Genomic DNA, 12,193 nt, shown 5'->3' with positions numbered 1-12,193 from the left:
TCCGGCGGAAGGCTCCGCGGGCCGCGCCCGCCGCAACCCTGCCGTCTCTTCAAACCCCCAGGTCACGAGCTCGACGACGAGTTCACGCAGACGAGGAGTTGGTCCCGGATGACCGCCCGACCGACCGCACACGAGCTGATCGCCACGCACCGCCCCACCCTCGACCAGGCCCTTGAGGCGATCCGCACCCGCGCGTACTGGTCCCCGCACCCCGAGCACCCCAAGGCGTACGGCGAGCACGGCAGCCTGGACGCGGCCGCGGGCAAGGCCGCCTTCGACGCCCTCCTCGGCACCCGTCTGGAGCTGGACCAGCCCGGCACGGACGACTGGGTGGGCGGCGAGGTCTCGCCGTACGGCATCGAGCTGGGCGTGAGCTACCCGCACGCCGACCTGGACGTACTGCTCCCCGCGATGCGCGCCGGGCAGGCCGCCTGGCGCGACGCGGGCCCGGAGACACGCGCGGCGGTCTGTCTGGAGATCCTCAAGCGGATCAGCGACCGGACGCACGAGTTCGCGCACGCGGTCATGCACACGAGCGGCCAGGCGTTCATGATGGCGTTCCAGGCTGGCGGCCCGCACGCCCAGGACCGCGGCCTGGAGGCGGTGGCGTACGCGTACGCGGAGCAGACGCGCACGCCGGAGACGGCGGAGTGGAGCAAGCCGCAGGGCAAGCGCGACCCGCTGACGCTGACCAAGACCTTCACGCCGGTCCCGCGCGGCGTCGCCCTGATGATCGGCTGCAACACCTTCCCGACGTGGAACGGCTATCCGGGCCTGTTCGCCTCCCTGGCGACCGGCAACGCGGTCCTGGTCAAGCCGCACCCGCGCGCGGTGCTGCCGCTGGCGCTCACCGTCCAGGTGGCCCGCGAGGTGCTGGCCGAGGCCGGGTTCGACCCCAATCTGGTGGCGCTGGCCGCCGAGCGGCCGGGTGAGGGCATCGCCAAGGCCCTCGCCACCCGCCCCGAGATCCGCATCATCGACTACACCGGCTCCACCGCCTTCGGCGACTGGCTGGAGGCCAACGCCCGCCAGGCGCAGGTCTACACCGAGAAGGCCGGCGTCAACACGGTGATCGTGGAGTCCACCGACGACTACCAGGGCATGCTGGCCAACCTCGCCTTCTCGCTCTCCCTGTACAGCGGCCAGATGTGCACCACCCCGCAGAACCTGCTGATCCCGCGCGAGGGCATCAGCACCGACGCGGGCCACAAGTCCTTCGACGAGGTGACCGCCGACCTCGCCCGCGCCGTCGACGCCCTCCTCGGGGACGACGCCCGCGCCAACGCCCTGCTGGGCGCCATCGTCAACCCGGATGTGAAGGCCCGTCTGGAGGCCGCCGCCGACCTCGGTGAGGTCGCCCTCGCCTCCCGCGAGGTCACCAACCCGGACTTCCCGGACGCGGTGGTGCGCACCCCGGTGATCGTGAAGCTGGACGCCGCCAAGCCGGACGACGAGGCCGCCTGCCTCGGCGAGTGCTTCGGCCCGGTGTCCTTCGCGGTGGCCGTCGACTCGGTCGCCGACGCGGTGGACCTGCTGCGGCGCACCGTCCGCGAACAGGGCGCGATGACCGTCGGCGCCCACACCATCGACCCGGAGGTCGCGCGGGCCGTCGAGGAGGTCTGCCTGGAGGAGCCCGCCCAGCTCTCCCTGAACCTGACCGGCGGGGTCTACGTCAACCAGACCGCCGCCTTCTCCGACTTCCACGGCTCCGGCGGCAACCCGGCGGCGAACGCGGCCCTCACCGACGGCGCGTACGTGGCCAGTCGCTTCCGCGTGGTGGAGGTCCGCAAGGAGGTGTGAGCCGGGGCTCAGGCGGCGCGCAGGCTCCAGTGGTACAGCGTCATGGCCACGCTGGTGGCCAGGTTGTAGCTGGAGACCTGCGGCCGCATGGGCAGCGCCAGCAGCCGGTCGGCACGGGCCCGCAGCGGCGCCGAGAGCCCGCTGCGCTCCGAGCCGAACGCGAGCACCGCGTCGTCGGGCAGCTCGGTCCGCCGGATGTCGTCGCCCTCGGGGTCGAGGGCGAACAGCGGGCCGGCCGGCAGTTCGTCTACACCGAGGCGCTCCACGGCGGTGGCGAAGTGCAGCCCCGCCCCGCCGCGCACCACGGTGGGGTGCCAGGGGTCCAGCGTGCCGGTGGTGACGACCCCGGTCGCGCCGAACCCGGCGGCCAGCCGGATCACCGCGCCCGCGTTGCCGAGGTTGCGCGGCTCGTCCAGCACCACCACGGGCGCGGTGCGCGGCAGGTGGGCCAGCGCCTTGAGGTTGGCCTCACGGGACGGCCGTACGGCGAGCGCGGCCACGCCGGTCGGGTGCGGGCGGGGCACCAGGGAGGCGTACACCGCCTGGGGCACCTCGGTGAGCAGGGCGTCCAGCGGGTCCCTGACGTCCCCGGCGAGTTCACCGGCGAGGGCGAGCGTGGCCTCCCGGTCGGTGGTGACCGCCACGGGCACCTCGGCCCCGAAGCGCAGCGCGTGCTTGAGGGCGTGGAAGCCGTCCAGCAGCACGGCGTCCGCGGCGCGCTCGCGCCAGCGGTTCAGGGGGTCGGTCATGCCCTGAACCCTACGTGCCCGGCGGTGGACTCCTCCGGGGCGCGGGGCGGGGGCACCCGGCCCGTTCCGCCGCGCCGTGCCAGCCGTCCACGCGCGCGTGCGGCCCAGCCGCCGAGCAGCAGCAGGAAGGCGGTGGGCAGGAAGACGGCGTCCGCCGTGATCATCGCCAGCGAGAAGAAGGGCAGTCCGAGGACGACGGCGATCACCGCGTGCTCGGTCATCATCAGCACCAGCAGGACGTTCTTGACCCGCCGGTTGAACAGGGTGAAGGGGAAGGCGACCTGCACCATGACCGTCCCGTAGGTCACGATCGTCATCAGGACGCCGCTGGCGGACATCAGGTCGGCGAGGGCGGGCCAGGGCGAGAAGTAGTCCAGGTGCAGCGGGTAGTAGACGGCGGTGCCGTCCTGCCAGCGCGAGCCCTGGATCTTGTACCAGCCGGCCGTGGCGTAGATCAGGCACGCCTCCGCCATGATCACGACGAGACCGGCGTTGTGCAGCACGTTCGCCAGCACGTCGAGCAGCATCCGGGGCTCCCTCGACCGCGTCCAGCGGCCCGCCACCCACCACAGGCCGAGCCCGGCCCACGCCGCCCACAGCAGCGCGGGCACCAGCCAGCTCCCGCCGAACCGGCCCGCCACCGTAGCCGTGACCAGTACAGCGCCGGACAGCGCCCACAGCACCGGGCCCACCCGGTCGGCGGGAACACGCTCCCCACGCGCGCGTGCCGCCTCCGACCGCGCGGCCCGGCGCGCGTCCAGCGACCAGACCTGGCCGCAGCGGGTGAACACCAGATAGAAGGACATCAGGTGCAGCACGTTGTCGCCGCCGTCCCCCATGAACACGCTGCGGTTCTGGAGCGACAGCACGCCCACCATGAACAGCACCGAGGCGGTCCGGGTGCGCCAGCCGACCAGCAGCGCGGCACTCGCCAGGACCGCGAAGAGGTAGCAGAGCTCGAACCAGAGCCGGCTGTCGGACCACATCAGCGCCGTGAAGGCGTGGTTGCCGTCGATGAGCTGACGGGCCAGGTTCCAGCTCCAGGGCCCGGCCGGCCCGTACAGCTCCTGCCGGTGCGGAAACTCGCGCAGCAGGAACAGCAGCCAGGTCGCGGCGAACCCGATCCGGATCACGGCGGTCTGGTACGGGCCGAGGGCAGCGCTCGTGACGCGCTCGACGCCACCGGCGAAGGTCCGGGCGACGTTCTGGGAGAGCCGGTTCATCGTGCACCCGCCTCGGTCTCGTCACCGGTCACCGTCCACCAGGGCAGCACACGGTAGGCGGGGCTGGTGGAGACCTTCTCCCGGCTCCAACCGGGCGGAGGGACATTGACGGTGCGGGAGCGCACTTGCACGCGCTCGATGGTTCCGGCGCGGTCGAGGCCCTCGTCCCGCAGCAGGCGCAGCACCACTATCCGGCGCACGTACTGCTCGGCGAGCGCCCCGCGCACGCCCACGGGGCGGTTGTCGGTGCCGTGGGTGGTGCCGTAGAAGTCCCAGGCGCGGCGCAGTTCGTTCTGCTGGGTGTGGCTGGGCAGCAGGTTGCCGTCGATGGCGGCGCCGTCCTCGGCGGACAGGTCGGTCCAGCCGGTGGTGCGCGGCTCCCCGTCCCCGCCCCGGACCTGGGCGCGTACCTGTACGGCGACGTTCTGTTGCAGCGGGTTGGGCGCGAACAGCTTCCAGTTCTGCTCGAACTCCGGGTACACCCATCCCTCCACCGCCTTGGCGTGCTGCTTGCTCACGGGGTTGGCGGGGGCGAGGCTCAGGAACACCATGCCGAGGTGCACGGCGGCGACGGCCGCGACGACGGCGAGCGCGCCGCCCGCGACGAGGCGGTAGCGGGGGGAGAGGGCGGCGAGTCCGGCGCGCGGGGCCGGTTCCGCCGCGCGATCGCGTCCGGTCTCCTCGGATTCGGTGTGCTCGGACCCGCTGTCCTCGTCCGGTGTGCCGGGGTTGCCCGCGCGACGCGCCCCGGCCGGGCCCTCCGGCCCGCTCAGGGCCTCCGGCTCCTCGTCGTACGCGTCCATCCCCGCCCCGTCCCGCTTCCGCTCCGGCATCGACGCGCCCGTCACGGGGCGCCCCCTGGTCCTCGGACGCCTTTGCTTCCGCTTGGCACCCGCACGGAACGGTACTCAGCCCCACCCGCCCCGCGCAGCCCCGGGCCCGGTGGGAACGCGGACCGGCCACGGAGGTTTTCCACAGGTGCGCGGCCGCGCTGTCCACAGCGGTTGACACCCGACGACGCCCCGGCACACCATTGACACGCACGAACCGAACGATCGGTCGGGGCGTGTTTCCGGCAGAGTCCTAGGTCAGGGGGACCGCATGGCCACAGCAGCCGCGCCTCGCACGGACCGCACACCCGCGGACGGCGCACCCGGCGCCACCGCGGACACCGCGGCGCACCAGCACGCCTTCGACACGGCGGTGGCCGCCGAGGAGCGCATCGAGCCACGCGACTGGATGCCGGACGCCTACCGCGCCACCCTCGTCCGCCAGATCGCCCAGCACGCGCACTCCGAGATCATCGGCATGCAGCCCGAGGCGAACTGGATCACCCGCGCCCCCAGCCTGCGCCGCAAGGCGATCCTGATGGCCAAGGTCCAGGACGAGGCGGGCCACGGCCTCTATCTCTACAGCGCCGCCGAAACCCTCGGCACCAGCCGCGAGGAGCTGCTCGACAAGCTGCACAGCGGCCGCCAGAAGTACTCCTCGATCTTCAACTACCCCACCCTGACCTGGGCCGACGTGGGCGCCATCGGCTGGCTGGTGGACGGCGCCGCCATCACCAACCAGGTCCCGCTGTGCCGCTGCTCCTACGGCCCGTACGCCCGCGCGATGGTCCGCATCTGCAAGGAGGAGTCCTTCCACCAGCGCCAGGGGTACGAGCTGCTGCTCGCCCTGAGCCAGGGCACCCCCGAGCAGCACGCCATGGCGCAGGACGCGGTCGACCGCTGGTGGTGGCCCTCGCTGATGATGTTCGGGCCGCCCGACGACACCTCCCAGCACTCGGCCCAGTCCATGGAGTGGAAGATCAAGCGCCACTCCAACGACGAACTGCGCCAGCGCTTCGTCGACATCGCCGTCCCCCAGGCCGAATCCCTCGGCCTCACCCTCCCCGACCCGGACCTCAGGTGGAACGAGGAGCGCGGGCACCACGACTTCGGCGCCATCGACTGGACCGAGTTCAAGGAAGTCCTCAAGGGCAACGGCCCCTGCAACGAACAGCGCATCACCCAGCGCCGCCGCGCACACGACGAGGGCGCCTGGGTCAGGGAAGCGGCCGCCGCCCACGCGGCCAGACACGCCGGGGACACCGGCCGGACAGGAGCGACGCGCGCATGACCCACACCGACTGGCCCCTGTGGGAGGTCTTCGTCCGCTCCCGCCGCGGCCTCTCCCACACCCACGCCGGCAGCCTGCACGCGCCCGACGCGGAGCTGGCCCTGCGCAACGCCCGTGACCTCTACACCCGGCGCGGCGAGGGCGTCTCCATCTGGGTCGTCCCGGCCACCGCCGTCACCGCCTCCTCGCCCGACGAGAAGGACCCCTTCTTCGAGCCCTCCGCCGACAAGCCCTACCGGCACCCGACCTTCTACGAGATCCCGGAAGGGGTGAAGCACCTGTGACCGCCACCGTCCCCGCCACCGCCGCGCTGGCCCTCGGCGACGACGCCCTGGTGCTCTCCCACCGCCTCGGGGAGTGGGCCGGCCACGCCCCCGTCCTGGAGGAGGAGGTCGCCCTCGCCAACATCGCGCTCGACCTGCTCGGCCAGGCCCGCGTGCTGCTCTCCATGACCGGCGACGAGGACGAGCTGGCCTACCTCCGCGAGGAACGCGCCTTCCGCAACCTCCAGTTGGTCGAGCAGCCGAACGGCGACTTCGCCCACACCATCGCCCGGCAGCTCTACTTCTCCACCTACCAGCACCTGCTGTACGCCGAACTGGCCTTGCGGGAAGGCCCGTTCCAGCCGCTGGCCGGCAAGGCGGTCAAGGAGGTCGCCTACCACCGCGACCACGCCGAGCAGTGGACCGTGCGCCTCGGCGACGGCACCGAACTCAGCCACGACCGGATGAGCCGGGCCTGCGAGGCGCTGTGGCGCTTCACCGGCGAGATGTTCCAGCCGGTCCCCGGCGTGGACGTCGACTGGGCCGCCCTGGAGGCCAGTTGGCTCGCCTCCGTCACCGAGGTGCTCGGGCGCGCCACCTTGAGCGTGCCCGAGGGTCCCCGCACGGGCGCGTGGGCGGCGGGCGCGGGCCGGCAGGGTCTGCACACCGAGCCGTTCGGACGGATGCTCGCCGAGATGCAGCACCTGCACCGCAGTCACCCGGGGGCGACATGGTGACCGCCACCGCGCTGGAGACCGAGCTGCTGGAGCTGGCCGGCTCGGTGCCCGACCCCGAACTCCCCGTGCTCACCCTGCACGAGCTGGGCGTCGTGCGCGCCGTGCACCTCACCGGCACCGGCGCGGTCGAGGTCGACCTCACCCCGACCTACACCGGCTGCCCGGCGGTGGAGGTGATGAGCGCGGACATAGAACAGATCCTGCGCGCCCACGGCATGCGGGAGGTGACCGTCCGCACGGTCCTCACCCCCGCCTGGTCCACGGACGACATCACCCCCGAGGGCCGCCGCAAGCTCCAGGAGTCCGGCATAGCCCCGCCGCGCACCCAGCACCCCTCGGGACCGGTCACCCTGACCCTCGGCCCGACCCGCACCGGCGACGCCGGCGACGCGGAGAGGGGTGCGGCACCGGAGGCCATCCGCTGCCCCCACTGCGACTCCGCCGACACCGAGCTGCTGAGCCGCTTCTCCTCCACGGCCTGCAAGGCGCTGCGCCGGTGTCTCACCTGCCGTGAACCCTTCGACCACTTCAAGGAGTTGTGATGGCACGCTTCCACCGGCTCCGGGTGGCCGAGATCGAGCGGCTGACCGACGACTCGGTCGCCGTCACCCTCGCCGTACCGCCCGAGCTGCGCGAGGAGTACCGGCACAAGCCGGGCCAGCACCTCACCCTGCGCCGCCGCGTGGACGGCGGGGACATCCGCCGCACCTACTCCATCTGCTCCCCGGCCCCCGACCCGGCCGGGCCAGGACCGGGCACGCTGCGGGTGGGCGTGCGGCTGGTCGACGGGGGCGTGTTCTCGACGTACGCGTTCAAGGAGATCGCCGCCGGGGACGAGCTGGAGGTGATGACCCCGGCCGGGCGCTTCACCCTGGACCCGGCGCCGGGTCTCTTCGCGGCCGTCGTCGGCGGCAGCGGCATCACCCCGGTGCTGTCGATCGCCGCCACGCTGCTGGCCCGCGAGCCGGGCGCGCGGTTCTGTCTGATCCGGGCCGACCGTACGGCCGCCTCGACCATGTTCCTGGAGGACGTGGCGGACCTGAAGGACCGTTACCCGGAGCGGTTCCAGCTGGTGACGGTGCTCTCCCGCGAGGAGCAGCAGGCGGGCCTGCCCTCCGGCCGCCTCGACCGGGACCGGCTCACCGGCCTGCTGCCCGCGCTGCTCCCCGTGGACCAGGTCAGGGGCTGGTTCCTGTGCGGCCCGTACGGCCTGGTGGAGGACGCGGAACGGGCCCTGCGCGGCCTCGGCGTGGACCGCTCCGGAATCCACCAGGAGATCTTCCACGTGGACGGCGGCACCGCCCCGGCCATCACCGCTCCGGCAGCCGCCCACAGCACGGTCACCGCCCGCCTCGACGGCCGCGGCGGCAGCTGGCCGGCCCAGCAGGGCGAGTCCCTCCTGGACACCGTCCTGCGCAACCGCCCCGACGCCCCCTATGCCTGCAAGGGCGGCGTCTGCGGCACCTGCCGCGCCTTCCTGGTCACCGGCGAAGTCCGCATGGACCGCAACTTCGCCCTCGAACCCGAGGAAACCGAAGCCGGCTACGTCCTCGCCTGCCAGTCCCACCCCATGACAGAGAAGGTGGAGGTGGACTTCGACCGCTGAGCGGGGTCCCTGGACGCGGGGTCCCTAGATCACGACCCCGGCCTGCCCCGCGTCCGTCACGACCGGGCGGCCCGCGGCCTCCCAGTGCTTCATGCCGCCGTCGATGTTGACCGCGTCGATGCCCTGCTGGACGAGGTACATGGTGACCTGGGCGGAGCGGCCGCCGGAGCGGCAGATGACGTTGACGCGGCCGTCCTGGGGGGCGGCCTCGGTCAGCTCGCCGTAGCGGGCGACGAACTCGCTGATCGGGATGTGCAGCGCCCCTTCGGCATGACCGGCCTGCCACTCGTCGTCCTCGCGGACGTCCAGCAGGAAATCGCCGTCCTTGAGGTCCGTGACCTCGACCGTGGGCACACCAGCTCCGAAACTCATGCCCCCGACGCTACCCGAAGCGCCGCACGCGACGCCGGGCGTCACTCCTGCGTCAGCAGCGCCGCGAGGTCGGACTCCCGGCGGGCGATGTCGCCGTGCAGCCGGTCGGCGATCTCGGTGAGGAGGCTGTCGGGGTCGTCCGGGGCGAGGCGGAGCATGCCGGCGATGGCACCGTTCTCCAGTTCCCGGGCGACCAGGGTGAGGAGTTCCTTGCGCTGGGCGAGCCACTCCAGGCGGGCGTACAGCTCGTCGCTGGGGCTGGGCTTCCGCTCCGGCGGCACCGGACCGGCGGCCCACTCCGCGGCGAGTTCCAGCAGCTGGGCCTCGTCGCCACGGGCGTAGGCCGCGTTGACCCGGGTGATGAACTCCTCGCGACGGGCGCGCTCGGCTTCCTCCTGGGCGAGGTCGGGGTGGGCCTTGCGGGCGAGGTCGCGGTAGAGCTTGCGGACCTCCTCGCTGGGCCGCACCCGCTCCGGCGGCCGCACCGGCTGGTCGGTGAGCATCGCGGTGGCCTCGGGGAACAGCCCCTGACCGTCCATCCAGCCGTGCAGCAGCTCCTCGACGCCCGGAATGGGCGACAGGTTGGCGCGGGCCTCGGCCGCGCGCCGGATGTCCTCGGGGTCCTGGGTACGGGCGGCCCGCGCCTCGGCGATCGAGGCGTCCAGCTCCTCGATACGGGCGTACAGCGGGCCGAGCCGCTGTTCGTGCAGCCGGGCGAAGTTCTCGACCTCGACGCGGAAGGTCTCCACGGCGATCTCGAAGTCGATCAGCGCCTGCTCGGCGACCCGGACGGCCTTTTCCAGCCGTTCCTCGGGCCGCGGCGACTGGGACTGCTCGGTCTGCTCAGCTTCCGGGGTCGTCACCCGACCAGCCTAGGCCACACCCACAAGGGCCTCCCCCGACGGAGCGGAACGACCGCGCCAACTCGCCTTCCCCGCCTAGGAACCCACCTCCGGACAGGCCGCCGGAACCCACTCGGCCACCAGATCCCGGCACGCCACCACCAGCCGCCCGGGACGGCAGGCCACCTCATGCGTGCAGCCGCCCGGCAGCGGGAGGATCTCGTCCAGGATCACATCGCCCAGCGAGGCCGGATCGCACACGTCCAGCACGTCCGACTGGAAGTCGGAGACCCCGGAGTAGCGGACCAGCAGATCCTCCTCGTGCCGGAAGCAGTTGTGCCGGAAGCGGATCTCGATGTCACCGTCGGCCGTGCGGTGGACCCGCGTCGGCAGCAGGTCGCGGACGCAGCGCTTGGCCTCGGGGTCGTAGTGCGCCGGGTCGGTGGCGAAGGCACGGGCACCGGGCGGCAGTCCGGCTGCGATGCCGGGCAGCCGGGCGAGGTAGGGACGCGGATCGGCGAGCACGGGCTCCTCACCGCCGCCGCCGCGCAGTTCGACGTACTTCATCTCAGCACCCCGGACGCCCTCTTCCCGCGCACAGCGGCCGGCCCGGCGACGGCACTCGTCTCCGCATCCCCGCTCACACCCCGGTCTCGGCCGCGATCCGCCCGGAGCGCACCGCCTCCATCAGGCGCGCGTGGTCGGACTCGGTGAGGTCGGCGTAGGCGGTGGCGAAGTCGGCCACGGCGTCGTCCAGTTCCTCGTTCTTGCCGCAGTACCCGGCGATGAGGCGGGGGTCGGCGCTGTGCGAGTGGGCGCGGGCCAGCAGGGCGCCGGTCATCCGGCCGTAGTCGTCGACCTGGTCGGGCGCGAGGGCGGCCGGGTCGACGCTGCCCTTGCGGTTGCGGAACTGCCGTACCTGGAAGCCGCGTTCGTCGACCGTGGTCCAGCCCAGCAATATGTCGCTGACCACCTGCATCCGCTTCTGCCCGAGGACCACGCGCCGCCCCTCGTGCTCGGCGGGCGGCACCGGGAAGCCCGCGGTGGCCAGGTGCGGGGCGAGCGCCGAGGGCCGGGCCTCCTTCACCTGGAGGACGAGCGGCTCACCGCGATGGTCGAGGAGCAGCACCACGTAGGACCGGGTGCCCACGCTGCCGGTGCCGACGACGCGGAAGGCGACGTCCTGCACCGCGTACCGCGCGAGCAGCGGGTGCCGGTCCGCGCCGAGCGTCGACAGATACGGCTCCAGCGAGGCGGCGACGGCGGCGGCCTCGGCGTCCGGGACACGGCGCAGCACCGGGGGCGCGTCCACGAAGCGGCGCCCGCCGTCCGCGCACTCCTCGGTCGACCTGGCGGCGAAGCGGCCACTGGTGTTGGCCCGCGCCTTCGCCGAGACCCGCTCCAGGGTGCCGAGCAGGTCGTGCGCGTCGGCGTGGGAGACGAGTTCCTCGTCCGCGATGGCGTTCCAGGCGTCCAGCGCGGGCAGCTTGGCCAGCAGCCGCATGGTGCGCCGGTACGCCCCGACGGCGTCCCGCGCGGCCGCGTGACAGGTGTCCTCGCCGGCCCCGGCCTCGCGCCCGGCCAGCACCAGGGAGGCGGCGAGCCGTTTCAGGTCCCACTCCCAGGGCCCGTGCACGGTCTCGTCGAAGTCGTTGAGGTCGATGACGAGACCGCCGCGCGCGTCCCCGTACAGGCCGAAGTTGGCCGCGTGGGCGTCGCCGCAGAGCTGGGTGCCGATGCCGGTCACCGGGGTGCGGGCCAGGTCGTACCCCATGAGGCCGGCCGAGCCGCGCAGGAAGGCGAAGGGAGAGGCGGCCATGCGGCCCACCCGTATCGGGGTCAGCTCGGGCAGGCGTCCCGCGTTGGACTCCTCGACCGCGGCCACCGCGTCCGGACGCGCCTCGTCCACCACGAGGTCCTGGTGGGCGGCGCGGGGCACGTCGGCCCGCAGCGCCTTGCCCTGACGCTTGGCGGACCCGGCCGGCGGCCACTGCGCGAACCCGCGCAGCCTCGGCACCCTGCCCACCGCCCGCACCCCGGCCGGCTCCACCGCGACTCCGGTCACCCTGACCGCCTCCCCCGCACCCCGAACGCCCCCGCACGAGCGTCTCGAACATCAACTCGTGCCGAAGGTACATGCGGTGACCGAAACGCGTCAGACCCTGTGGACAACTCACCACTTGCGGACATCCACGGCGTCTTCGCCGGCCGCATCCACCCCTCGGCGCGGTCCGCACACCCCTGAGACCTTCCTCACAGAGCGCCACCCCAAGGCCCAAGCCCACCCCGGACCCCGGAAACGCCGAAGTGGGCGGCATCTAAGCGATGCCGCCCACTTGGGACTGGTGGGGCACCGACGAAACGCTCTGGTCAGGCACCTCTCGGCGTTGACGAAGATCGATTCCCGCGATGAATGTGATCATTTCCCACAGCCCAGGTGAACTCACCCACCTAGATACTGCGGACGAACCACTCCGCGA

At 72.9% G+C, this 12,193-nt stretch carries 13 protein-coding genes; 6 read left to right on the top strand and 7 right to left on the bottom strand.

What is annotated here, in order from left to right; translation table 11 throughout:
• Positions 1-108 precede the first annotated feature (108 nt).
• Complete coding sequence (paaN, locus tag D0Z67_RS14930) at positions 109-1,800, top strand: phenylacetic acid degradation protein PaaN (RefSeq protein WP_031179018.1); 1,692 nt, start codon at positions 109-111, stop codon at positions 1,798-1,800.
• 8 nt (positions 1,801-1,808) lie between these two features.
• On the opposite strand, the gene D0Z67_RS14925 is transcribed toward paaN, so the two are convergent.
• The 3 genes from D0Z67_RS14925 to D0Z67_RS14915 are packed head-to-tail and all read right to left on the bottom strand — an operon-like array spanning position 1,809 to position 4,575.
• Entirely contained in the window at positions 1,809-2,549 is a 741-nt protein-coding gene (locus D0Z67_RS14925; protein WP_031179019.1) for a TrmH family RNA methyltransferase, read from the bottom strand.
• A complete protein-coding gene (locus D0Z67_RS14920; RefSeq protein ID WP_031179020.1) occupies positions 2,546-3,772 on the bottom strand; it encodes an HTTM domain-containing protein in 1,227 nt (408 codons plus the stop codon). The genes D0Z67_RS14925 and D0Z67_RS14920 overlap by 4 nt, the downstream gene beginning before the upstream one ends.
• Positions 3,769-4,575 carry a DUF5819 family protein gene (locus D0Z67_RS14915; protein WP_031179021.1) on the bottom strand — a complete coding sequence of 269 codons (807 nt, stop codon included), beginning with the start codon at positions 4,573-4,575 and terminating at the stop codon, positions 3,769-3,771. Before D0Z67_RS14915 ends, D0Z67_RS14920 begins: the two co-directional genes overlap by 4 nt.
• 298 nt (positions 4,576-4,873) lie before the next feature.
• Here D0Z67_RS14915 and paaA point away from each other — a divergent pair, with 298 nt between their 5' ends.
• The 5 genes from paaA to paaE are packed head-to-tail and all read left to right on the top strand — an operon-like array spanning position 4,874 to position 8,499.
• Complete coding sequence (gene paaA / locus D0Z67_RS14910; protein WP_031179022.1) at positions 4,874-5,893, top strand: 1,2-phenylacetyl-CoA epoxidase subunit PaaA; 1,020 nt, start codon at positions 4,874-4,876, stop codon at positions 5,891-5,893.
• On the top strand, positions 5,890-6,177 hold the full coding sequence (paaB, locus tag D0Z67_RS14905) for a 1,2-phenylacetyl-CoA epoxidase subunit PaaB (protein WP_030805879.1): 288 nt from the start codon (positions 5,890-5,892) through the stop codon (positions 6,175-6,177). The genes paaA and paaB overlap by 4 nt, the downstream gene beginning before the upstream one ends.
• Positions 6,174-6,893 (top strand): 1,2-phenylacetyl-CoA epoxidase subunit PaaC, encoded by a 720-nt coding sequence (paaC, locus tag D0Z67_RS14900; RefSeq protein ID WP_031179023.1) that lies wholly within the window; start codon positions 6,174-6,176, stop codon positions 6,891-6,893. Before paaB ends, paaC begins: the two co-directional genes overlap by 4 nt.
• Positions 6,887-7,435 carry a 1,2-phenylacetyl-CoA epoxidase subunit PaaD gene (paaD, locus tag D0Z67_RS14895; RefSeq protein WP_031179024.1) on the top strand — a complete coding sequence of 183 codons (549 nt, stop codon included), beginning with the start codon at positions 6,887-6,889 and terminating at the stop codon, positions 7,433-7,435. Before paaC ends, paaD begins: the two co-directional genes overlap by 7 nt.
• On the top strand, positions 7,435-8,499 hold the full coding sequence (paaE, locus tag D0Z67_RS14890) for a 1,2-phenylacetyl-CoA epoxidase subunit PaaE (RefSeq protein ID WP_031179025.1): 1,065 nt from the start codon (positions 7,435-7,437) through the stop codon (positions 8,497-8,499). Before paaD ends, paaE begins: the two co-directional genes overlap by 1 nt.
• A gap of 24 nt (positions 8,500-8,523) precedes the next feature.
• Here the strand turns inward: paaE and D0Z67_RS14885 are convergent, their stop codons facing one another.
• The 4 genes from D0Z67_RS14885 to D0Z67_RS14870 form a co-directional block, all read right to left on the bottom strand.
• Complete coding sequence (locus tag D0Z67_RS14885) at positions 8,524-8,853, bottom strand: rhodanese-like domain-containing protein (RefSeq protein WP_031179026.1); 330 nt, start codon at positions 8,851-8,853, stop codon at positions 8,524-8,526.
• 59 nt (positions 8,854-8,912) lie between these two features.
• Positions 8,913-9,734, bottom strand: coding sequence for a hypothetical protein (locus tag D0Z67_RS14880; RefSeq protein WP_031179027.1), 822 nt, complete (start codon positions 9,732-9,734; stop codon positions 8,913-8,915).
• 75 nt (positions 9,735-9,809) lie between these two features.
• Positions 9,810-10,280 (bottom strand): hypothetical protein, encoded by a 471-nt coding sequence (locus D0Z67_RS14875; RefSeq protein ID WP_031179028.1) that lies wholly within the window; start codon positions 10,278-10,280, stop codon positions 9,810-9,812.
• Positions 10,281-10,353: 73 nt separating this feature from the next.
• Complete coding sequence (locus D0Z67_RS14870) at positions 10,354-11,778, bottom strand: DUF2252 domain-containing protein (protein ID WP_051887427.1); 1,425 nt, start codon at positions 11,776-11,778, stop codon at positions 10,354-10,356.
• Between the last annotated feature and the right edge of the window lie 415 nt (positions 11,779-12,193).

Origin of the sequence: Streptomyces seoulensis, assembly GCF_004328625.1 — a bacterium.
Classification (GTDB): domain Bacteria; phylum Actinomycetota; class Actinomycetes; order Streptomycetales; family Streptomycetaceae; genus Streptomyces; species Streptomyces seoulensis.
The sequence above is the reverse complement of the archived record's forward strand: the minus strand, read 5'-3'. Positions and strand labels throughout refer to the sequence as shown.